Source organism: Mycobacterium sp. NPDC006124, from assembly GCF_040614235.1.
Taxonomy (GTDB): domain Bacteria; phylum Actinomycetota; class Actinomycetes; order Mycobacteriales; family Mycobacteriaceae; genus Mycobacterium.
Genome location: NZ_JBEXUA010000018.1, coordinates 73,021 through 93,106 on the forward strand (window position 1 = coordinate 73,021; position 20,086 = coordinate 93,106).

Below are 20,086 nucleotides of genomic sequence, written 5' to 3' on the forward strand. Positions count from 1 at the left end.
CCGTGGGTCGTCGTGCGGGGTGACCCGACCTGTGTCCTGGGCCACTCATCCGGCCCGCGGCGTCACCGTTCGGTCACGGTATGGCGGCTCATTGGCGTTGGGGCAGTCAGCAATTGGTTCGCCTGCGTTGAGGGGTAGTAGAAGTGAAGACGTCGCCCCGACACAGCAGAGAGAGAAACCCCGATGAGACGCATATTCGCCTTCGTGATCAGCTTCGCCGTGTTGGTGGCGACGCCGGGACTCGCGTCGGCCGACCCCTATCAGCGGCCCGCGCGCAATCAGCAGGCCGTCGACTTCGTCATCAAGCGTGCTCTCTCCCAGCAGGGTGTTCCCTTCGCCTACGGAGGCGGTGACGCCAACGGTCCGTCCCTGGGCCGCGGTCCCTCGGTGGACGGGCTCGCGACCGAGCAACGCGCCAACACCCCGGGCACCGATCCGGGCAGCGTGTTCGGCACGGTGCCGGGAACGTCGATCCTCGGCACGGTGCCGGCACCGGCACCAGCGCCTAGCGTGGTCGGCTTCGACGCCTCCGGGATCATCGTCTACGCCTTCGCCGGAGCGGGGATCAAGCTGCCGCGGTCCTCGGGTGAGCAGTATCGGGTCGCGCAGAAGGTCGCCCCCAGCCAGGCGCTGCCCGGCGACTTGATCTTCTTCGGCCCGGACGGCACGCAGAGCGTCGCGCTGTTCGTCGGCAACGGCCAGATGCTGGAGGCCACCGACACCGGCATCAAGGTCTCAGCGGTGCGGACCGCCAACATGACCCCATACCTCGGTCGCATCATCGCCTGAGTCGAGATCCGCGGTCTCCCCGTCCACTCGTGGCCGGTTGGGTAGGTTCGTCTGGTGTCCGACCCGACGAACCGCCAGATAGTGTTGCGTCGCCGGCCGAACGGCCTCGTCGCCCCCGGTGACACCGAGCTGGTGACGGGCCCCGCACCGCGGCCCGCCGACGGCGAGGCGCTGGTCCGGATGACCTATGTCGGCATCGACGCCGCCGCACGGACGTGGCTCAACGACCAGCCGGGCTATCTGCCCCCGGTGGCTCTGGGCGAAGTGGTCCGCGCCGCCGGGATCGGCGAGGTGGTCGAATCGCGCTGCGACGCCTACGCCGTCGGCGACGTGGTGACCACCCTGTCCGGATTCCAGGAGTACGCCATCGTGCGCGACGACGTGTTCTGCACGCCCGTGACGGGAATGGACGAGGTCGACCAGCTGGCGGTGATGTCGATCTACGGGCCGACGGGGGCCACCGCCTACTTCGGGATGCACGACATCGGACGGCCGGCGCCGGGGGAGACCGTGGTGGTCTCGGCGGCCGCTGGCGCCACCGGCTCGGTGGCCGGCCAGATCGCGAAGATCGCTGGTGCCCGCGTCGTCGGCATCGCGGGCGGGCCGGACAAGTGCCGCGCGGTGGTCGAGGACTTTGGCTTCGACGACTGCGTCGACTACCGGGCCGGTGACGTCCCCGCGGCGCTGAAGGCGACGTGCCCGCGCGGGGTGAACGTCTATTTCGACAACGTCGGCGGGCCCATCCTCGACGCCGTGCTGGGACGTCTGGCGGCCAAGGCCAGGGTGGTGCTGTGCGGGGTGATCTCGAGCTATCTGACCGGCGAGCATCCCGGACCCGCCAACTACGTCAACATCCTGGCCAAGACCGCAACCATGCAGGGGTTCAACGCCCTCGACGAATGGGGCCGGTTCGACGAGGCCTTCGCGGCGTTGCGGCGATGGGAGCAGCAGGGTCTGCTGGTTCACCGCGAGACCGTCTACGAGGGGATCGAGTCGTGCATCGACGCCTTGAACGGTCTCTTCACCGGTGCCAACGTCGGCAAGATGCTGGTTCGGGTCGGCTAGTCGCCCGGTTCGACGAGGAGCGGCTCCCGTTGCAGCCGGGCTATCACCCGATACCCACGCCGACAAGATGCTCTTCCTGAAACTTCTGTGACACATGGTATTTCAAAGAACAGCCTGTGGATGGTTCACACACGGCGACGGGAATTCTGGTAATGCGGCGTGGTGGCCACGTGTCGGGGTGGGTGCCGCGCCACACCGGCTTTGCCGAGTCTCGCGCCGCCTAGGATGTCGGGTATGGCACGCGGTTCTCGGCAGGAGTACGTCGCCCCCGAGGGCCTGCTTCGCATCGAGGACTGCCTCACGGCCGACGGCCGCGTCGCACTTCCCCCAGGGGTGACGTTACCCTCGCTGATCGACCGCAACGTCGCGCATGTCGGCGATGCGGTGGCCTACCGGTACCTGGACTTCACCCGCTCCGACGACGGCGTGACGGTGGAACTGACGTGGGCCGAGCTCGGTGTGCGGGTTCGGGCCGTGGCCGCCCGGCTTCGGCGCATGGCGGCTGTCGGTGACAGGGTCGCGATCCTGGCGCCGCAGGGACTCGAGTACGTGACGGGCTTCTTCGCAGCGATCAAGGCCGGCACCGTCGCGGTGCCGCTGTTCGCGCCGGAACTCCCGGGCCACGCCGAACGCCTCGACACCGCGTTGCGCGACTCGCGGCCGTCGGTCGTGCTGACCACCGCGGCCGCCCTCGTTTCGGTGGAGTCCTTCCTGGCCACCCTCCCGTTGGAACTGCGTCCGAAAGTGCTCCTCCTCGAACGGATCCCGGACTCCGAGGGTGAGGGCTTCGTCCCGGTCGAGGTCGACGTGGACGACGTCTCGCACCTTCAGTACACCTCGGGCTCGACGCGTCCGCCGGTTGGGGTGGAGATCACCCATCGTGCGGTCGGCACCAACCTGATCCAGATGATCCTGTCCATCGACCTGCTGAACCGAAACACCCACGGCGTCAGCTGGTTGCCGCTCTACCACGACATGGGTCTCTCGATGATCGGCTTCCCCGCGGTGTACGGCGGGCACTCGACCCTGATGTCGCCGACCGCGTTCGTTCGCAGGCCGCAGCGGTGGATCAACGCCCTCTCCGACGGGTCGCGGAAGGGGCGGGTGGTGACCGCGGCGCCCAACTTTGCCTACGAGTGGACCGCACAGCGAGGGCGGCCCGCCCCGGGCGAGGACGTCGACCTGGCCAACGTCGTGCTCATCATCGGCTCCGAACCAGTGAGCATGGACGCCATCACCGCCTTCCGCGAGGCGTTCGCACCCCACGGGTTGCCTGCCGCTGCGATCAAGCCGTCCTACGGCATCGCCGAAGCCACGCTGTTCGTCTCGACCACGGCTCCGACGGCGGAGGCCTCGGTGCTCTACGTCGACCGAGACGAGTTGGAGGCCGGTCGCGCGGTGCCCATTGCAGCCGACGCCCCGTCCGCGGTGCCGCAGGTGTCCTCCGGTCAGGTGGCGCGCAGCCTCTGGGCAGCGGTGGTCGACCCCGACACCGCCGCCGAGCTCCCCGACGGGAGCGTCGGCGAAATGTGGCTGCACGGCAACAACATCGGCCGGGGATACTGGGGATTGCCCGAAGACAGCGCCCGCACCTTTCACGCCCGGTTGAGTTCCGCACTCCGGGCGGGGAGCCACACCGCGGGCGTGCCGGCGACGGCCGACTGGCTGCGCAGCGGTGATCTCGGCTTCTACCTCGACGGTGAGCTGTACGTGACGGGCCGGATCGCCGACCGTGTGCTCGTGGACGGGCGCACCGTCTACCCGCAGCATGTCGAGGCCACGGTGGCCGACGCCTCGCGGGTCGTCCGCCGTGGTTACGTCGCGGCGTTCACGGTCCCCGGCGAGCGCCTCGTCGTCATCGCCGAGCGCGCCGCGGGCACCAGCCGGGCCGACCCTGAGGAGGCGCTCGCGGCGGTCAGGGCCGAGGTTTCGCGGAGTCACGGCCTGGACGTTTACGACGCGAGAATCGTTCCTGCCGGATCCATTTCGCGCACCACCAGCGGCAAGCTGGCCCGCAGAGCGTGCCGCGCTCAGTACCTCGACGGCGCCTTCGACTAGATCTGGCCGTGCCGCGGCGGCATGGTGCCCGAGAGGGCGTGGCGACCGACGTGCTGGATCTTCCAGCGCACTGGATCGTGCAGGGTGTGGGTGCGGGCGTCGCGCCAGTAGCGTGACAGGTTTCCGCTCGCCGAGGCGCTGCGGGTCCCGCCGAGTTCGAACAACGCCGCGGACGCCTCCAGCGACGCGCGCACCGCGGCAACCTTGGCGACGGCGACCGCGATCGACGCCGCGGCTGTCGCCTCTGCGGTGGGATTGGCTCGGGCGCAGTCTATTTCGCGGGCGGCCTCGGCGAGCAACGCCTGGGCGCCTCGCACGGTGACGACCAGTTCGCCGGCCAGCTGGATCACGGTGGGGTCCTCGGCGGCAGTGTCCACCCGGGCCTCGAAGTGCGGACGGGCGGCCGCGGCCAGCCGAAGGCCCTCCTCCAGTGCGCCGGTGGCGATGCCGACGTCGATCGCGGCGTGCAACACCTGCGCCTGGGCGCCGTAGGTGCTCGGCTCGGCGAAGATGGGGGAGAACGGCACGACGTGTTCGGCGGGCACCCGCACGTCGTCGAGGGTGACGGTGCCCGACGCGGTGGTGCGCTGGCCCATGCCATCCCAGTCGTCGACGATGCGTAGCCCCGGCGCGTCGCGGGGCACGAAGGCCAGGGCCTTGGGCGTGCTCGACGTCGGCGCGTCACCGGAGCCGTCGGCGACCGACGCCCGGACGATGACCCAGTCGGCGAAGAGCGCCCCGGTGGAGTAGAACTTGCGACCGGACAGCACGTAACCACCAGATCGGTCCTCGGTCAACGTGGTGGCGTCGACGTCGATCGGATGCGGGCCGCGTTCGGACTGCGCGTTGGCCAGCAGAGCACCGCGCAGGACGACGCCGTAGAAGAAGGCCTTCTGGGTCGGCGTGCCCTGCAGGCGAATGGCCTCGAGGAAGGTGTATTGCGAGTGCGGGATCTGGGCCAGTGACGGGTCGGCACGAGCAATCGACCGGAACACCTCGGCGACCACTTCGTAGGGTGCCTCGACCCCGCCGAACTCGGCGGGCACCGACAACGTCAACAACCCGGATTCCTTGAGCGTCTGCACCTGGGCGTGCGGCAGGGTCCGGTCGGCGTCGCGCGCACTTGCCTCGGCCGCGAACTCGACCGACAACCGGTGGGCCACTTCGACCGCGTCGGCGACGGTGGCGACGGCGTGCGTCGCGGCGGGTGCGCTCATCGCGCGCTGCCGAGGAACGGAATCGAGGTGGGTGTCGCGTCGACCCGTCCGGCGTCGAACAGTCCGCGCTCGCGCAGCACCGGCACCACGCCCTCGCCGAACCAGTAGAGCTCTTCGAGATGCGGGTAGCCCGAGAAGATGAACTCGTCGATGCCGATCTCGGCATATTCGGCGATGCGGTCGGCGACGTCGGTGTGGCTGCCCACCAGTGCGGTACCCGCCCCGCCGCGGACCAGGCCCACGCCCGCCCACAGGTTGGGCGCGATCTCCAGGCTGCGGGCGTCGTTCCAGGAACCGTTGGCGCGGTTGGCTTCATGCAGGGCGAGCATGCGCTTCTGCCCCTCGGACTGGCTGCGGCTCAGCCCAGCCTGAGCGTCGCGCACCGTCGCCTCGTCGAGCGCGTCGACGAACTTTCCGGCTTGCGCCCACGCCTCGTCGGCGGTGTCGCGCGAGATGGTGTGCAAACGAATGCCGAAGCGCACCGTGCGGCCTTCGTCGGCGGCCTCCTTGCGGATCCACTCGATCTTCTCCCGTACCGCCTCCGGCGGCTCTCCCCAGGTCAGGTAGACGTCGGCATGCTTGGCGGCCACCGGCCCCGCGGCCTTCGAGCTACCGCCGAAGTACAACGGCGGCACCGGGTTCGGTGGCAGCGCGAGCGCCGCGTCCTCCACCTGGATGTGCTTGCCGTCCAGGCTCACGGTCTCACCCGCCCAGAGTCGGCGCACCACGTCGAGGAACTCGTCGCATCGCTCGTAGCGCGCGTCCTTGTCGAGGAAGTCCCCGAACGAGCGCTGCTCGTGGGCTTCGCCGCCCACGACCACGTTGAGCAGCAACCGGCCGGGGGCGTGCCTGGCGAAGGTAGCCGCCATCTGAGCCGAGAGGGTGGGGCTGACGAGTCCGGGCCGGAACGCGACCAGGAAGGCCAGCGAGGTGGTCTCCCGGGCCAGCAGGGCGGCGGTGATGAAGGCGTCCTCACACCACGCGCCGGTCGGGATGAGGGCGCCGGTGAACCCGAACGACTCGGCGGCGCGCACGATCGACCCGAGGTAGTCGATCGACGCGTCGCGGTCGCTGTGTGCCGATCCGGCGGGAGTGCCGTGGCCGCCGCCGACGATCAGTCGGCTGTCGCCGTAGGTGGGCAGGAACCAGTGGAGCTTCACGGGCATGGCGGGTCTCCTAGCGGGTGGCCGTCGGCTGCGAGGCCGTCGACGACGATGATGAGGGCTTGGTGGAGGGTCGTTCGATTATCGTCGACGACGGCCCGCCCACCCGGTACCGGGATCCGCGATGCTCGTCGGGCAGGCGGTCGCCTCGACCAAACAGCTTGTTGCGCAACGTTCCCGGCGCGTACTCCGACTGGTAGGCGCCGCGTGCGGTCAGCACCGGCACCACGTGGTCGACGAAGTCGGCGAAGGTCCCCGGCGTGATGGCGTAGGCCAGGTTGAAGCCGTCGACGTCGGTTTCGGCGACCCACTCCTGCAACACGTCGGCGACGCGCTCACCCGAGCCGACGATGAGCGGGCCGATCCCGCCGATCTTGCCCCAGTCGGCGATGTCGCGGACCGCCCACTCGCCGCCGTCCGGATCGGCGGACTGGAAGGCCTTGACCGCCGAGAGGATGGCGTTGGAGTCGACGTTGCCGATCGGCTCGTCGAGTCCGTAGCTGGCAAGGTCGACGCCCATCCACCCGGACATGAACACCAGGGCGCCCTCGGGGTCGCCGTAGGAGAGGTACTCGGCGTGCTTGGCGCGGGCTTCCTCGTCGGTCTCGGCGGTGATGACGGTGGACAGGTTGAAGATCTTCGCCGCGTAGGGATCTCGGCCTGCCAGTTCCAGTTCGCGACGAATGGTCGTCACCGTCTCGCGCAGGATGGCCTTAGTCGGCGCGGCGGTGAAGATGGCCTCGGCGTTCTCGGCGGCGAACCGGACGCCGCGCGGTGAGGCTCCGGCCTGGAACAAGACCGGGGTCCGTTGCGGCGACGGCTCGGACAGGTGAATGCCCGGGACGGTGAAATGCCGTCCCTCGTGGCCGATGTGATGGACCTTGTCGGGATCGGTGAAGACGCCGCGCTCGCGGTCGCGGATGACGGCGTCGTCCTCCCAGGACCCCTCCCACAGCTTGTAGAGCACCTCCAGGTACTCGTCGGCGTGGTCGTAGCGGGCGTCGTGGGCCGGTTGGTCGGTCTGACCCATGTTGCGTGCCGCCGACGGCAGGTAGCCGGTGACCACGTTCCAGCCGACCCTGCCCTTGGTGAGGTGGTCGAGCGTGGACACCCGCCGGGCGAACGGGTACGGGTGCTCGAAGCCCGTTCCGGTGGTGATGCCGAAGCCGAGGTGTTCGGTGACCAATGCCATCGCAGAGATCAGCAGGAGCGGGTCGTTGACGGGTATCTGGGCGGCCTGCCGAATGGCCGCCTCGTCACTGGCGCCGTAGACGTCGTAGGTGCCGAGCACGTCGGCGATGGACAGCCCGTCGAACCGACCCCGCTCGAGGAGTCGAGCGAGGTCGGCCCAGTAGGACAGGTCCTTGTACTGCGAGGATCTGTCCTGCGGGTGCCGCCACAGGCCGGGTGACTGATGGGCGACGCAGTTCATGTCGAACGCGTTGAAACGGATCGGTCGGCTCACTGGCTCGAGTCTGTCGACCCGACGCGCCGACGTCACTGCTTTGCGTCAGGACGATTCGAACGTCGAGCCGGGCGCTACACGCAGAAGGGTCCGAGGCAGAACCCGCCGATGGGTTCCCAGCCACCGTTCCAGCCGCCCGGGATCGGACCGCCACCGTTCCACGGCGCGGGCGGAGGCGGCGGCGGAGGTGGTCCCCAGCCGACGGGGCCCGGGCCCCAGCCCGGTGCGGGCGGTGGTGGCGGGCCCCAGTGAGCGGGGATCGGGGCACCCCCGGGCGCGGGGGCGGCGTTGGCCACCCCGCTGCTGACTCCCAGGGCGGCGGCGGACAAGCCGCCGACCAGTGCGATTCCGGAGATGATCTTCGTGGACTTCATCGTGGTGCCCTTCCGGGTTGGGCGCCGGGCGAAAGGTCTCCGCCGGGCAACACATCCGCCACGGTAGTTAGCCAAGATAAGCACCAGCTGTGCATGACATCAGCATCGGATGATCACGGGCGATCTCGGGCCGACGCGCTCGCTGTTTGATTCAGGCCGATCCCTAATCTGTGCGGCCTGAGCAGTCCTCCGTAGGTTTCTCCTCCTGCGGCGCCGGAGGTGTCGAACACTGCGCGCCGACGCGCTGCATTCGTTGCCTCGATTCCGCGCCAGCCTCCACCAATGTGAAGTGAGCCAACATGATCGAGATCGAACACCTGACCAAACGGTTCGGAGATCGCACCGTCCTGGACGACATCTCGCTGTCGGTGGCCAGTGGCGAGATCCTCGCGGTCGTCGGGCCCAGCGGTGCTGGCAAGACGACGCTGTCGCGGTGCGTGAGCTTCCTTGAGCGCCCGACCAGTGGCACGGTGCGGGTCGACGGCAAGGACTTCAGCAGGCTCGAGGGCTCGGAGTTACTCGCTGCCCGCCGCAGTGTCGGCGTGATCTTCCAGACCGCACCGCTGTTGCGCCGGCGGACCGTCGCGCAGAACGTCGCACTTCCACTGGAATACCTCGGAGCCACCGACGCCTCCGTCGAGAAGCGAGTCGCCCACCTGCTCGACCGAGTCGGCCTCGCGGACCGGCGCGACGATCGCCCGGCTCAACTGTCCGGCGGCCAACGGCAGCGCGTCGGCATCGCGCGTGCCCTCGCTCTCGGCCCGTCCTATCTGCTCTCCGACGAGGCCACCTCGGGTCTGGATCCGACCACGACGAAGTCGATCCTGGCCCTTCTGAGCCACCTTCGCGACGAGTTCGGCCTCGCGATCATCTTGATCACCCACGAGATGGAGGTCGTCCGCGAGGTCGCCGACTCGGTCGCCCGGATCGACGCCGGCCGCATCATCGAGAGGGGCGCGGTCGACGAGGTCATTCTCGACCCGACCTCCACGCTGGCCCGCGAATTGCTTCCGGACCGCCCCAGCGTTCCGTTCCACGGCGCCGGAGAGGTGTGGGAGGTCTCCTACGCATCACGTGAGGTACCGCTGGATTGGCTCACCTCCATTCACACCGTGCCGGGGATCTCCGGCGCGCGGGTCGACGTGCTCAGCGCGAGCGTGGAAGCCATCCGGGGGGTGGCCGTCGGGCGCGCGTTACTGGCCGTCTCACCCTCTGCGCCAACCGGATTCGAGCGCCACCTGAGGGATCGCGGACTGCACGTCACGGCAGCCAGCCCCAAGCCCGAGACCGCGGAGACGGCGGCATGATCCTCGCCGCGGGGGAGGACTTCAGCACTCCCTGGGCCAACGTGCCCGATCTGCTCCTGCCCGCCTACGGACAGACCTGGTCGATGGTCGGTACCACCATGATCCTGGTGCTGCTGATCGGCACTCCGGTGGGAATCACTCTGCACAACACCTCGGAGCTCGGGCTCTTCCCCGACCATCGACTCTTCCGGGTCCTCGACACGATCGTCAACGTCGGCCGTTCGTTGCCGTTCCTGATCCTGATGACGGCCATCATCCCCTTCACGCGCTTCATCGTCGGCACCACGATCGGCATCGCCGCGGCCATCGTGCCGATGACGGTTGCCGGCGTGCCCTTCTTCGCTCGTCTGGTTCAGAATGCGTTGCGGGACGTGCGATCCGACGTCACCGACATGGGTCAGGTCTCCGGTGGCACGCACGTGCAGCTGATTCGCACGGTTCAGCTGTCCGAGGCCTTGCCCGCACTCGGCGGCGCGTTGACGGTGAACGTGATCGCCATGATCGAGTACTCGGCGATCGCCGGTTCGATCGGTGCCGGTGGGGTCGGAAACCTGGCGATCACTTACGGCTACAACCGCTTCGACCACAACATCATGATCGCCACGGTGATCACCCTGATCCTCACCGTCCAGGCCGTCCAATTCGCGGGCGACCGCCTCGTCAGAGCTCTGACGCGCTAACACGCCACCTATCAAAGACACTCAGAACGAAGGACCACCGTGAAGGATCAGATCAGCCCGGCCTCCGACATCGAGCTCAAGAAGAAGAACCGCTGGCCGTGGATCGCCGGTGCCGTGGTGCTCGTCGTAGCCGTCGTGGGCGGCATCCTCTACGCCACGAAGGCCAACGAGGACAAGCCGTTCGGCACCAACCTCAAGGTTGCCACGTGGAGCACCGACATCGCCGCCGAGAACCTGTTGAAGTTCATCACCGACGAGGTCGCGCCCGCACACGGCATCACCATCGAGCCGACGAAGATAGACAACCTGATCGAGATCAACCGTGCCGTCGACGCCGGCACGGTGGCAGGAAACTTCTTCGAACACCAGCCGTTCCTGAACGACGCGATCGCGGCCAACGGTTTCAAGCTCACCCTCGCCGCGCCGACGTTCACCTGGGATCAGGCGTCGTACTCGGACAAGCACAGGAGCTGGGACCAGGTTCCCAACGGCGCCAAGGTCGCGCTGCGCGACGACCCGGCCGGTCAGGCCATCGCGTTGCTCGACCTCGCGCACGACCGGCAGATCACCCTGAAGCCGGGCAAGGACACGATCGCGGGCCTTCCACAGTTGTCCGACATCGCGACCAACCCGAAGAACTACCAGTTCGTCCAGGTGCCGATCGGGCAGCTCGCGCGCAGCCTCGCCGACGTGGACGTCATCGTCGTGCACATCTCCGACGTCTACGCCGCGGGCTTGAGGGAGAACCAGATCATCGCCCGCGAACCGGCGCCGAAGGGCAGCGAGGGAGGTCTGGTCGTCAGCGACGAGCACCTCGACGACCCGAACGTCCAGAAGTTGATCGCCACCTTCAAGGACCCCAAGATCGCCGAGTTCCTGCAGACGACGGACAACGAGCTGATTCGCAACACGCTGGGGCCGATCGGCCGGTGACCAGGGTTACCGGTCAGCCCTGACTCTGCTGCAGGGCAATGCACTTGCCGTAGTTCTCCGGCGTGCACGGAATGCCGTTGACCGAGCCGTAGCCGTTGAAGTTGGGGTCGACGACGGCGCCGCCCGGGGAGGCTTGCGGCGGCACGACGACGCCGGGGGCGCCGAAGCCACCGGCCTGGCCCTGCACGCAGACTCCGTCGAACTTCGTCGGTACCGTGCCGTAAGGGCAGTCCTTGGCGGCTGCTGGAGAGGCGGCAACCAATGGCGCGGCGACGAACGCCGCGGCGCAGCCGACGACCCAAAATCCGCGTCTGACGTTGATCATTTCGCTCCAAACGGTTGGCGCAACTCGGATCAGCTTAGCCTGACCGCACCATTCCCGGTGCTCCTGCCCGACGTCCAGCCCATCGTCGCCGGTGCCCGAGGCGTTACGGGCACACCTACGATGTCGAGATGCCCGACCGTCCCTTCGCGCTCGTCCGTCGCCCGGCGGAGACTCTCGCCGACGGCATCGTCACCTTCATCGAGCGCCGCCCCGTCGACCTCGAACTGGCCAAGCGCCAGTGGGACGACTACGTCGCGGCACTCGAGCGCAACGGGTGGCCCACCGTCGTGGTCGAGGGTGACGTCGGGGGCGACGACGCGATGCCCGACTGCGTCTTCGTGGAGGACACCGTGGTGATGTTCGGAGACCTCGCGGTGGTCACCAACCCCCGGCAGCCCACCCGCAATCCGGAGACCGCCGCGGTCCGGCAGACCCTCGACGCCCTAGGCCTGGAGTCGACGACCATCACCGAGGGAACCCTCGACGGCGGTGACGTCCTCAAGGTGGGGTCTCAGGTGTACGTCGGGCTCAGCGGCACCACGACGGCCCCTGCGGTCGACCAGTTGGCCCGAATCCTCGCCCCGCGCGGCTATACCGTGACCGGGGTGCCCCTGACGAAGGCCTTGCATCTCAAGAGCGCGGTCACCGCGCTGCCCGACGGCACGATCATCGGGTATGAACCCGTCGTCGACGATCCCGGCGTGTACCCGTCCTTCCTGGCCGTGCCGGAGGAACCGGGCGCCCACGTGGTCATCCTCGACGACGACGTGTTGCTGATGAGTTCGGCCGCTCCCGAGACGGCCGCCCTGTTCGCCGACCGTGGCTACCGACTCGAGCGCGTCGACGTCTCGGAGTACGAGAAGCTCGAGGGCTGCGTCACCTGTCTGAGCGTGCGGATTCGTTGACTCCGTGACGGTGGTCTGATGTTCCTCCTCGTCCTCGGGGTGGTGCTGGCTTCGATGCACCTCTACGTCTGGGCTCGACTGGTCAAGGACACCACCCGCGCCGGGCGTGTCCGCTGGGTCGGGTCGGCGATCGTGGTGGCCCTGGCGCTGCTGCTGATCGCGACCTTGGCCTCGCCCGGGCTCGTCGACCCCGTGATCGCCTGGCCGGGTTATCTGTGGTTCGCCCTCGTCGCCTATCTGTTCCTGGTGTTGCTGGTGCTGGAGCCGCTGCGGTGGGTGCTGCGGCGCCGGATCCGGCCTCGGGCCGCGCCGGAGGTTCCGTCGTCTGCCGAGTCGGACGCGGTGAACCGGCGACTCTTCCTCGCCCGGGCCAGTGCGGTGGCGGCGGGTGCCGTCTCGGTCGGCGTGGTCGGAGTCGGCGCCACGACTGCGCTGGGGCCGCCGAACGTGCTGCGCGTCCCGGTGCAGCTTCGCCGGCTCGACCCCGCGCTGAGCGGGTTCCGGATCGCCGTGGTGTCCGACATCCACCTGGGTCCATTGGCGGGGCGCGCCCACACCGAGCGCATCGTCAGGATGATCAACGAGACGTCGCCGGACCTGGTGGCGATCGTCGGCGACCTGGTGGACGGGACGGTGGCTGAGCTCGGTCCGGCGGCGGAACCGTTGCGCGACTTGCACTCTCGTGAAGGTGCCTTCTTCGTCACCGGAAACCACGAGTACTTCGTCGAGGACACCTCGTCGTGGCTACGCGAGCTGGAGCGGCTCGGCGTGCAACCGCTGCGCAACGAGAACACCGTCATCCGGCGTGGTTCGGCGGCCTTCGACCTCGCCGGGGTCAACGACGTGGCGGGCGCGTCGCGGTCGGACCCACCGGACTTCGACAGGGCCCTGAGGGGCCGAGACGCGACCCGCCCGACGGTGCTGCTGGCCCATCAGCCGGTGCAGGTGGCCACGGCCGCCGACCGGGGGGTGGACTTGCAATTGTCGGGCCACACCCACGGCGGGCAGATGTGGCCATTCCACTACGCCGTACGCGCGGTGCAGCCGTCGCTGGCCGGGTTGTCCTCCGTCGGCGACACCCAGTTGTACGTGTCCCGGGGTGCCGGCTTCTGGGGCCCGCCGGTGCGCGTCGGCGCGCCGCCGGACATCAGCGTGATCACCCTGGAAACGCCCTGACCGACGTCGACCGCCCCGGGGCGCGGTTAGGGCAGAATCGTGGACGTGACGACGCCGCCGCAGGGCCCCCGGCGACCGGGTGAGCGCGGCGGGCCCGTTCGCCCGGAACCGCCGACCACGCGCATTCCGCGCCCGCCCCGTGCCGAACCTCCGACCCGGCAGTTCCGCGGTCCGCAGCGGCCTGGCGACGTGGCCCCCACCGAACGTATGCGCTCACCCCGGCCGCAGGGGCCCCCCGTCGATGCGGTGCCCACGGAGCGGATGCCGCGACGTGCCGCCGGGCCGCCACCGGAGATCGGTCCGCCGGTGGCGGGTGGTGGTGGCGAGGCGCCGCCACCGAAGAAGCCGCGTCGGTCGTGGTTGCGCGATCCGCTGTCGCTGACGCTGTTGGCGATCATCGTGGTGGCCGTCCTGGTCCTCGGCCTCGCCGGCGGTGAACTCTACGCGCGGCACCGGGTGGACGACCTCTTGGTCGACGTGGCCGAGTGCGTGGTCCGCGACGGCGCCGAGGTCTCGTTCGGCGTCAACCCGCCGTTCCTCTGGCAGCACGTCACCGGGCACTACACCAACATCTCGGTGACCACCGCCGGCGACAACGTGCAGGATGCCAAGGGCATGAAGGCCGAGGTGTCGGTGTCCGACGTGCGGCTGCAGGGCTCGTCGGACTCCAAGGGCACCATCGGCTCTCTGACCGCCACGTTGACGTGGACGGCGGCCGGCATCAAGGACACCGTGGCGGCCAATCTCCCCGGCGTGGGCAACCTCATCACGGGCGTGACCACCGACCCCGCGGCGGGCACGCTCGTTCTCGATGCGGGCGACGTCGTCGTGACGGCCAAGCCGGTGGTCACCGATGGCGATCTCGCCCTGCAGGTCGTCGATGTCAAGGGTCCGCTGGCCAAGGACACCGTCCAGACCGCACTCGACGGGTTGACCGCCAAGCTCAACGCGCAGTACCCGCTGGGCATCCACGCCGACCGCGTCGAGGTGACACCCACCGGGGTGGTGGGGACGTTCTCGACCCGCGACGCCTCGATTCCCCAGGACGACGCCGACCCGTGCTTCGCCCGGCTCTGATGACGGTGGCCGTCAGTCGTCCTGGGTCGTAGCCCAGGTCAGCGTCAGCCAGTTGAGCCGCGCCTCTCGGGCGGCGCCCTCGGCGTCTCCGGCCTCGAGGAGGTCGACGATCCTGGCGTGCTGGGAGACGGAGGCGCGCCCGGTGGACGACGCGAACCGCGCGCGTTCCATGCGTCGCAGCAACGGCGTGTACTGGTCGAGCACCGCCCGCACCGCCTGATTGCCGCACAGGTGAACGGCGACGTCGTGGAAGGCGTCGTCGGAGGCGATCGCCGCGTCGACGTCCTCGTCGTGCAGGGCGGCGTCGAAGCGCTCGTTCGCCGATCGCATCGCGACGAAGTGCTCGGGCCCCATCAGGGGAGCCGCCTCGCGGACGGCGAGTTCGTGCATCGCCGCGGCGACGCCCTGGGCGTCGGTCATGCTCCGGGTGTCCAGTGGGCTGACGATGGTGTACTGCCCGGGACGGGTGCGCACCAGACCCGCGGCGTCGAGCCGGGCGAGCGCCTCCCGGATCGGGGTTCGGCTGACGCCCAGCCATTCGCTGAGCTCCGCGTCGACGAGACGTTCTTCGGGTTGCAGCGTGCCGTCGACGATGGCGGCTCTGATGGCGGTGAAGGCGTCGTCGCGAAGCAGGCGCCGCTGAGGGCTGGCGGACTGTCGGGGCACGGGCATGGGTTCAGTGTACGATGCTGCGATATATTGCGTATCGCCAATGGGGAAGTGGGAAGCATGGCCATCGAGGACTTCCAGAGGTATCCGCTGACCTTCGGGCCCAGTCCGGTGCACCCACTCGACCGCTTGACCGAGCACTTGGGCGGCGCGCGGATCTGGGCCAAGCGGGAGGACTGCAACTCCGGACTTGCCTACGGCGGCAACAAGACCCGCAAGCTCGAGTACATCGTCCCCGACGTGTTGGCCTCCGGCGCCGACACGCTGGTCTCCATCGGCGGTTACCAGAGCAACCACACCCGTCAGGTCGCGGCCGTCGCCGCCAAGCTGGGCCTCAAGGCCCGCCTGGTGCAGGAGAAGTGGGTCGACTGGCCGGAGGTATGGGACGAGACCCGATTGGACGAGTCGGTGGGCAACATCCTGCTGTCCCGCATCATGGGAGCCGACGTAGGACTGGACCCGTCCGGTTTCGACATCGGCATCCGCTCCTCCTGGGAGGACGCGCTGCAGGAGGTCGCCGACGCCGGCGGAACGCCGTATCCGATCCCCGCGGGCGCCTCGGAGCATCCGCTCGGTGGGCTCGGCTTCGCCAACTGGGCCTACGAGGTCCAGCGGCAGGAAGCCGAACTCGGCGTCTTCTTCGACACGATCGTCGTCTGCACGGTGACGGGGTCGACGCACGCCGGCATGATCGCCGGATTCGCCGGTCAGGAGCGGCCACGCACCGTACTGGGCGTCGACGCGTCCGCGACGTTGCAGAAGACGTGGGCTCAGGTGGCCCGAATCGCCCGTCACACCGCCGATCTCATCAGCCTGGAGCGTGACCTGCGCGACGACGAGATCACCGTCTTGGAGGGATGGGCAGGCGACCTCTACGGGATTCCGGTGGAGTCCACGATGGATGCCATCAAGCTCTCCGGCCGCCTCGAGGGCATGATCAACGACCCCGTCTACGAGGGGAAGTCGATGGCGGGTCTGATCGACATGGTCCGCGACGGCACGATTGCGAAGCAGTCCAACGTCCTCTACGCCCACCTGGGCGGGCAACCGGCGCTCAACGCCTACAGCGGTTTGTTCTCGTAGCGAGCGGGAGAGTGCGCCGACGGTCGCACGCCGTGGGCGAGGCCGTTGGCGGCGTGAATGCCAGCCAGCGCCGCGGCGGTCACCGTGAAGGCGCGGGTCCGTCGGATCTTCTGGATGCGAGACGACTTCTTGTAGAACATGTTTCGATGATCGTCTGGATGGAGCCCGCCGCACAGTGGCACCAAGGCCATCTATCGCTAAGATAGTGACATGCACACGGTGGCCATCCTGGCCTACGACGGAATGTCGGGTCTCGAATCCGGCGCGGCAGCGGAGATCTTCGGGATGCACGACCTGTCCGCAGCCTTCTCCGCGGGCATCCCGACGCCCTGGTACTCGGTGCGGCTGTGCTCCGAGCGGCCCGAGGTTCGGATGCTGGGCGGCGCCACCGTGCGCACGTCGTTCGGGCTCGCCGATTTGGCCGCGGCCGACACCGTCGTCATCCCCAGCGTCGCCGACGCAGGCAAGGTTGCCTCGCCGGCGCTCGTCGATGCCATTCGTACTGCTGCGCAGGGAAATTCGCGTTTGGTGTCGATCTGTTCGGGTGCGTTCGCCCTCGCCGAGGCCGGGGTGCTCGACGGCCGCAGGGCCACGACGCACTGGATCTACGCAGATCTGCTGCAGGAGCGTTACCCCGAGGTCGACGTCGACCCGACCCCGCTCTACGTCGACGGGGGCGACGTCCTCACCAGTGCCGGGTGTGCCGCCGGGTTGGATCTGTGCCTCCACATCGTGCGCTCCGACCACGGCGCCCACGTCGCCAACGACGTGGCGCGCCGCCTGGTGATCTCGCCGCACCGGGCCGGCGGGCAGGCGCAGTACATCGAGTCCCCGGTGCCCGCGCCGACCACCGACGGCGAGATCGCCCGCGGAATGGCATGGGCGATGGCACATTTGGACTCGCCGATCACCCTCGACGAGCTCGCGGCGCAGTCCATGCTGTCGCGGCGCAGCTATCTGCGACGGTTCGCCAGGGCCACCGGCACCACCCCGATCAAGTGGCTCATCAATCAGCGCATCCAGGCCAGCCTGGCGCTACTGGAGTCCTCCGACCTGTCGGTCGAACAGATCGCCACCCGGGTGGGGTTCGACTCGCCCGTCACCTTTCGGCACCACTTCGTCCGCTCGCTGCACACCACGCCCAGCGAGTACCGCAGCTGCTTCACCGGGCGGGTGGTCGGTGCCTGAGCCCCTGAACTACGCCTGGGAGTCACCGGCTCCCGGCGTGCACCGCTGCCGACTGCCGTTCCTCGACGTCACGGTGGGGGTGGTGCTCGGCAGCGCCGCCACGCTGCTGGTCGACTGCGGGACCACCCTGGTGGAGGCGGCCGCCATTGCCGCCGACGTCGCGACCCTCGGCGGCGGCGCCGTGACCCACCTGGTCATGACGCACGCCCACTTCGACCACATCCTGGGCTCCGCCGGCTTTCCCGACGCCAATCTCCTCGGGGCCGCCGCCGTCGCCACGGCCCTCACCACCGAACTCGACGGTGTCCGAGCACACGCCCTGGGTTACGGCGCGGACGCCGCCGAACTCGATCGCGCCATCGCCACCGTCAGGGCTCCGGACCGCCAGGTGAACGGCGCCGACCTCGATCTGGGTGACAGGGTGGTGCACGTTCGTCATCCTGGGGCGGGCCACACCGATCACGACCTCGTCGTGGTCGTGCCGGGAGCCCGCGCCGCGGTCTTCTGCGGCGATCTCGTCGAGGAGTCGGGCGACCCCGTCGTGACCGAGGAGTCCGACCTGTTCGCGTGGCCGCCCACCCTGGACCGGGTGCTGGAGCTCGGCGGGGCCGACGCGGTCTACGTCCCGGGCCATGGCGCGATGGTGGATGCTGACTTCGTGCGTGGACAACGCGACTGGTTGAGCCGTCGCCGGCCGTCAGGGACCATCCGGTGACGGCGTCGGTCGAGTCGGCCCGGGTGGACCGGTGGTTGTGGGCGGTCCGGCTGACGAAGACCCGCCCCGACGCCGCGGCGGCGTGCCGGGGTGGGCACGTGCGCGTCGACGACCGACCAGCCAAGCCCTCGACGATGGTGTCGCCCGGTGACGAGGTGCGCGCCCGGGTGGGTGAGACGACGCGCGTCGTCGAGGTGGTGCGCGTCATCCAGAAGCGGGTGGGCGCGGCCGACGCCGTGACGTGCTTCCTCGATCGCACGCCCGCACCGCCCCCGAAGGTCGCCGTCCCGGTGGCCGTGCGCGACCGCGGTGCGGGCAGGCCCACCAAGCGCGACCGACGGTTGCTGGAGAAGCTGCGTGCCCAGCACGGCTGATCCCGGGTGAGGTCGCGATGTCGGGTCCTCCGAGGTCGATGTGTGCGACGATGTCCGGGCGTCAGCAGAGAGGACACCCGGTTACATGACTGAACGACGTCGCATCACGGCCGTCGACGCCGCGAAGATCGCCTGTGCAGGGGTGTTCCTCGCCGGGGGCGCGCTCGGCCTGGCCGCGCAGGCCGCCGCCGACCCAGACGTGCCCGTCACCCCGGTGCCGGCGATTCCTGGCGCACCGGCGCCGGACCAGCAGATGGTCGCCGGGGGAGACGCCCCACCTGCGCCGCCTCCCGTCGGCGCGCCCGTGGTGCCCGAGATCGCCAACCAGCAGTACGGTTCGGGCTCGGGTCCGCTGGGCTTCATTCGAGACGCATGGCACCAGGCCAAGGACCCCTACGGCGTGGGCGACTCGCCCGACGGGATGCCGGTTGGCGCAGCACCTCCGCCCGGTGCGGGTCCGCCACCGCCGCTGCCGCCTGGCTTCAAGTCGTTGAACTTCCCCGAGTCGGACACCGCTCCGACGCAGGCGGCGCCCAATTCGGGTGGCGGCCCGGCTCTGCCGCCCGGGTACTACCCGCTCAACGGCCCACCGCCGCCCGGATACGAGGCACCCCCACCGGCACCCGCTGATCCGGCGGCGCCGCCGACGATCGTGCCTGCTCCTCCCGGCTAGACACGCCGAGGGATCACCAGGCCGACCCCAGCGGCGACGCCGTCTGAGGAGACAGCGGTTCGGCCAGCATGATGGGTGCCTGCGCCATGAACCGTGGCGTGCTGCCCCGGTGTTCGTCGGCGGCGTGCACCGTGAACGGGTGCAATACGTACACGTCTCCGGGACTGCCCGTGGCCACGACGACGTCGCGGTGCGCGGTGGCGGCGGCCACGACCGGCCCGCACTCGAACGCGTCGACCGGTCGTTCGTCGAGGACGGCGGCGACGTCGCGGTGCGAGCCCACCCGCACCCGGGTCGGTGCGTCGTCGGGGCCGACCTCGGACAGAATCGTCAGCAAGAGCAGCGTGTGAGGACGCCCGCTGACAGCCCAGGCGCCGTCGGGCAGCACGGTGTTCAGGTCGACGTGCCAGCCGCGGTCGTCGGCGACGGGTGGGACCGGGAACCTGACGGGCACGTTGCCCAGCGATCCGCGGGGCTTCCAGCCGGCCACCCCGCAGATCGTGTCGAGAGCGGCGGCCAGCTTGGGGCTTCGCGCGAGTACGCCGAAGGGCCCTGCACCGTCGAGGTCCGCGGTCCACACCACCGGCTCGGTCCAGGTGTCCGGGCGGTCCGGCGACATCGGGATCCGGTCCCATAGTGCGTGCCGTGCCGCATCGGCACACTCGCGCGGCACGATCTGCTCGATCTTGGCGAAGCCGTTTGCTGCGAACTCGTCGACGTCCATCGTCTCAGCGTGGCGCAACGAGGGGTGGCCTCGCCAGTGGTTTCCGCGGCGGCCGGTCAGGCATTGGATTCGCGCTCGCGGGTGACGCGGTCGGTGTGAGCCTGGGCGCGGGTGGTTCTGCGGCGG

Annotated in this window: 22 protein-coding genes; 14 read left to right on the plus strand and 8 right to left on the minus strand. The window is 69.4% G+C overall.

Annotated elements, in window-relative coordinates; all coding sequences use genetic code 11:
- Positions 1–183: 183 nt before the first annotated feature.
- The 3 genes from ripD to ABZ195_RS25835 all read left to right on the plus strand — a co-directional run bounded on the left by ripD (position 184) and on the right by ABZ195_RS25835 (position 3,912).
- Positions 184–789: an NlpC/P60 family peptidoglycan-binding protein RipD gene (gene ripD / locus ABZ195_RS25825; RefSeq protein WP_355222739.1), complete on the plus strand. Its 606-nt coding sequence runs from the start codon at positions 184–186 to the stop codon at positions 787–789.
- Between the two features lie 54 nt (positions 790–843).
- On the plus strand, positions 844–1,854 hold the full coding sequence (locus tag ABZ195_RS25830) for an NADP-dependent oxidoreductase (protein WP_355222740.1): 1,011 nt from the start codon (positions 844–846) through the stop codon (positions 1,852–1,854).
- A gap of 234 nt (positions 1,855–2,088) precedes the next feature.
- Positions 2,089–3,912 carry a fatty acyl-AMP ligase gene (locus ABZ195_RS25835; protein WP_355222741.1) on the plus strand — a complete coding sequence of 608 codons (1,824 nt, stop codon included), beginning with the start codon at positions 2,089–2,091 and terminating at the stop codon, positions 3,910–3,912.
- Here ABZ195_RS25835 and ABZ195_RS25840 read toward each other — a convergent pair.
- From ABZ195_RS25840 to ABZ195_RS25855, 4 genes are all read right to left on the minus strand, one after another.
- Positions 3,909–5,129 carry an SfnB family sulfur acquisition oxidoreductase gene (locus ABZ195_RS25840; protein WP_355222742.1) on the minus strand — a complete coding sequence of 407 codons (1,221 nt, stop codon included), beginning with the start codon at positions 5,127–5,129 and terminating at the stop codon, positions 3,909–3,911. The genes ABZ195_RS25835 and ABZ195_RS25840 overlap by 4 nt on opposite strands.
- Positions 5,126–6,295, minus strand: a complete 1,170-nt coding sequence (locus tag ABZ195_RS25845; RefSeq protein WP_355222743.1) for an LLM class flavin-dependent oxidoreductase — start codon at positions 6,293–6,295, stop codon at positions 5,126–5,128. Before ABZ195_RS25845 ends, ABZ195_RS25840 begins: the two co-directional genes overlap by 4 nt.
- 10 nt (positions 6,296–6,305) lie before the next feature.
- Entirely contained in the window at positions 6,306–7,757 is a 1,452-nt protein-coding gene (locus tag ABZ195_RS25850) for an LLM class flavin-dependent oxidoreductase (protein ID WP_355222744.1), read from the minus strand.
- Between the two features lie 74 nt (positions 7,758–7,831).
- Positions 7,832–8,131: a hypothetical protein gene (locus tag ABZ195_RS25855; RefSeq protein WP_355222745.1), complete on the minus strand. Its 300-nt coding sequence runs from the start codon at positions 8,129–8,131 to the stop codon at positions 7,832–7,834.
- Between the two features lie 299 nt (positions 8,132–8,430).
- Between ABZ195_RS25855 and ABZ195_RS25860 the strand changes: the two genes are divergently transcribed.
- From ABZ195_RS25860 to ABZ195_RS25870, 3 genes are read left to right on the plus strand one after another with little or no spacing between them, the layout of a single operon-like run.
- Complete coding sequence (locus ABZ195_RS25860; RefSeq protein WP_355222746.1) at positions 8,431–9,438, plus strand: methionine ABC transporter ATP-binding protein; 1,008 nt, start codon at positions 8,431–8,433, stop codon at positions 9,436–9,438.
- On the plus strand, positions 9,435–10,118 hold the full coding sequence (locus ABZ195_RS25865; RefSeq protein WP_355222747.1) for a methionine ABC transporter permease: 684 nt from the start codon (positions 9,435–9,437) through the stop codon (positions 10,116–10,118). The genes ABZ195_RS25860 and ABZ195_RS25865 overlap by 4 nt, the downstream gene beginning before the upstream one ends.
- 39 nt (positions 10,119–10,157) lie before the next feature.
- Positions 10,158–11,051, plus strand: coding sequence for a MetQ/NlpA family ABC transporter substrate-binding protein (locus tag ABZ195_RS25870; RefSeq protein ID WP_355222748.1), 894 nt, complete (start codon positions 10,158–10,160; stop codon positions 11,049–11,051).
- Between the two features lie 13 nt (positions 11,052–11,064).
- On the opposite strand, the gene ABZ195_RS25875 is transcribed toward ABZ195_RS25870, so the two are convergent.
- Entirely contained in the window at positions 11,065–11,376 is a 312-nt protein-coding gene (locus ABZ195_RS25875) for a hypothetical protein (RefSeq protein ID WP_355222749.1), read from the minus strand.
- Between the two features lie 128 nt (positions 11,377–11,504).
- Between ABZ195_RS25875 and ddaH the strand changes: the two genes are divergently transcribed.
- From ddaH to ABZ195_RS25890, 3 genes are all read left to right on the plus strand, one after another.
- Positions 11,505–12,281, plus strand: coding sequence for a dimethylargininase (gene ddaH / locus ABZ195_RS25880; protein WP_355222750.1), 777 nt, complete (start codon positions 11,505–11,507; stop codon positions 12,279–12,281).
- 18 nt (positions 12,282–12,299) lie between these two features.
- Entirely contained in the window at positions 12,300–13,457 is a 1,158-nt protein-coding gene (locus ABZ195_RS25885) for a metallophosphoesterase (protein ID WP_355222751.1), read from the plus strand.
- 261 nt (positions 13,458–13,718) lie between these two features.
- Entirely contained in the window at positions 13,719–14,534 is an 816-nt protein-coding gene (locus tag ABZ195_RS25890; protein WP_355222752.1) for a DUF2993 domain-containing protein, read from the plus strand.
- A gap of 12 nt (positions 14,535–14,546) precedes the next feature.
- Here the strand turns inward: ABZ195_RS25890 and ABZ195_RS25895 are convergent, their stop codons facing one another.
- Entirely contained in the window at positions 14,547–15,206 is a 660-nt protein-coding gene (locus ABZ195_RS25895) for a GntR family transcriptional regulator (protein WP_355222753.1), read from the minus strand.
- Between the two features lie 57 nt (positions 15,207–15,263).
- Here ABZ195_RS25895 and ABZ195_RS25900 point away from each other — a divergent pair, with 57 nt between their 5' ends.
- Entirely contained in the window at positions 15,264–16,286 is a 1,023-nt protein-coding gene (locus tag ABZ195_RS25900) for a 1-aminocyclopropane-1-carboxylate deaminase (RefSeq protein ID WP_355222754.1), read from the plus strand.
- Here the strand turns inward: ABZ195_RS25900 and ABZ195_RS25905 are convergent.
- Positions 16,265–16,477 (minus strand): hypothetical protein, encoded by a 213-nt coding sequence (locus ABZ195_RS25905; protein WP_355222755.1) that lies wholly within the window; start codon positions 16,475–16,477, stop codon positions 16,265–16,267. The two genes, ABZ195_RS25900 and ABZ195_RS25905, sit on opposite strands and share 22 nt — an antisense overlap.
- 19 nt (positions 16,478–16,496) lie before the next feature.
- Here ABZ195_RS25905 and ABZ195_RS25910 point away from each other — a divergent pair, with 19 nt between their 5' ends.
- The 4 genes from ABZ195_RS25910 to ABZ195_RS25925 all read left to right on the plus strand — a co-directional run bounded on the left by ABZ195_RS25910 (position 16,497) and on the right by ABZ195_RS25925 (position 19,236).
- The gene (locus tag ABZ195_RS25910) at positions 16,497–17,474 is read left to right on the plus strand and encodes a helix-turn-helix domain-containing protein (protein ID WP_355222756.1); all 978 of its coding nucleotides are present in this window, start codon (positions 16,497–16,499) and stop codon (positions 17,472–17,474) included.
- A gap of 4 nt (positions 17,475–17,478) precedes the next feature.
- Positions 17,479–18,189 carry an MBL fold metallo-hydrolase gene (locus ABZ195_RS25915; RefSeq protein WP_355222766.1) on the plus strand — a complete coding sequence of 237 codons (711 nt, stop codon included), beginning with the start codon at positions 17,479–17,481 and terminating at the stop codon, positions 18,187–18,189.
- Entirely contained in the window at positions 18,186–18,563 is a 378-nt protein-coding gene (locus tag ABZ195_RS25920; RefSeq protein ID WP_355222757.1) for a S4 domain-containing protein, read from the plus strand. The genes ABZ195_RS25915 and ABZ195_RS25920 overlap by 4 nt, the downstream gene beginning before the upstream one ends.
- A gap of 85 nt (positions 18,564–18,648) precedes the next feature.
- The gene (locus ABZ195_RS25925; protein ID WP_355222758.1) at positions 18,649–19,236 is read left to right on the plus strand and encodes a hypothetical protein; all 588 of its coding nucleotides are present in this window, start codon (positions 18,649–18,651) and stop codon (positions 19,234–19,236) included.
- A 13-nt stretch (positions 19,237–19,249) separates the two neighbouring features.
- Here the strand turns inward: ABZ195_RS25925 and ABZ195_RS25930 are convergent, their stop codons facing one another.
- Complete coding sequence (locus tag ABZ195_RS25930; RefSeq protein ID WP_355222759.1) at positions 19,250–19,960, minus strand: phytanoyl-CoA dioxygenase family protein; 711 nt, start codon at positions 19,958–19,960, stop codon at positions 19,250–19,252.
- Between the last annotated feature and the right edge of the window lie 126 nt (positions 19,961–20,086).

What these genes read in the sequence shown, in the direction of transcription:
- ABZ195_RS25890 (WP_355222752.1), top strand. Translation starts at nt 13,719, where the DNA reads ATGCCGCGACGTGCCGCCGGGCCGCCACCGGAGATCGGTCCGCCGGTG.
- ABZ195_RS25835 (WP_355222741.1), top strand. Translation starts at nt 2,089, where the DNA reads ATGGCACGCGGTTCTCGGCAGGAGTACGTCGCCCCCGAGGGCCTGCTT.
- ABZ195_RS25925 (WP_355222758.1), top strand. Translation starts at nt 18,649, where the DNA reads ATGACTGAACGACGTCGCATCACGGCCGTCGACGCCGCGAAGATCGCC.
- ABZ195_RS25845 (WP_355222743.1), bottom strand. Translation starts at nt 6,295, where the DNA reads ATGCCCGTGAAGCTCCACTGGTTCCTGCCCACCTACGGCGACAGCCGA.
- ABZ195_RS25865 (WP_355222747.1), top strand. Translation starts at nt 9,435, where the DNA reads ATGATCCTCGCCGCGGGGGAGGACTTCAGCACTCCCTGGGCCAACGTG.
- ABZ195_RS25900 (WP_355222754.1), top strand. Translation starts at nt 15,264, where the DNA reads ATGGCCATCGAGGACTTCCAGAGGTATCCGCTGACCTTCGGGCCCAGT.
- ABZ195_RS25905 (WP_355222755.1), bottom strand. Translation starts at nt 16,477, where the DNA reads ATGGCCTTGGTGCCACTGTGCGGCGGGCTCCATCCAGACGATCATCGA.
- ABZ195_RS25930 (WP_355222759.1), bottom strand. Translation starts at nt 19,960, where the DNA reads ATGGACGTCGACGAGTTCGCAGCAAACGGCTTCGCCAAGATCGAGCAG.
- ABZ195_RS25840 (WP_355222742.1), bottom strand. Translation starts at nt 5,129, where the DNA reads ATGAGCGCACCCGCCGCGACGCACGCCGTCGCCACCGTCGCCGACGCG.
- ABZ195_RS25860 (WP_355222746.1), top strand. Translation starts at nt 8,431, where the DNA reads ATGATCGAGATCGAACACCTGACCAAACGGTTCGGAGATCGCACCGTC.
- ABZ195_RS25855 (WP_355222745.1), bottom strand. Translation starts at nt 8,131, where the DNA reads ATGAAGTCCACGAAGATCATCTCCGGAATCGCACTGGTCGGCGGCTTG.
- ABZ195_RS25895 (WP_355222753.1), bottom strand. Translation starts at nt 15,206, where the DNA reads ATGCCCGTGCCCCGACAGTCCGCCAGCCCTCAGCGGCGCCTGCTTCGC.
- ABZ195_RS25875 (WP_355222749.1), bottom strand. Translation starts at nt 11,376, where the DNA reads ATGATCAACGTCAGACGCGGATTTTGGGTCGTCGGCTGCGCCGCGGCG.
- ddaH (WP_355222750.1), top strand. Translation starts at nt 11,505, where the DNA reads ATGCCCGACCGTCCCTTCGCGCTCGTCCGTCGCCCGGCGGAGACTCTC.
- ABZ195_RS25885 (WP_355222751.1), top strand. Translation starts at nt 12,300, where the DNA reads ATGTTCCTCCTCGTCCTCGGGGTGGTGCTGGCTTCGATGCACCTCTAC.
- ripD (WP_355222739.1), top strand. Translation starts at nt 184, where the DNA reads ATGAGACGCATATTCGCCTTCGTGATCAGCTTCGCCGTGTTGGTGGCG.
- ABZ195_RS25910 (WP_355222756.1), top strand. Translation starts at nt 16,497, where the DNA reads ATGCACACGGTGGCCATCCTGGCCTACGACGGAATGTCGGGTCTCGAA.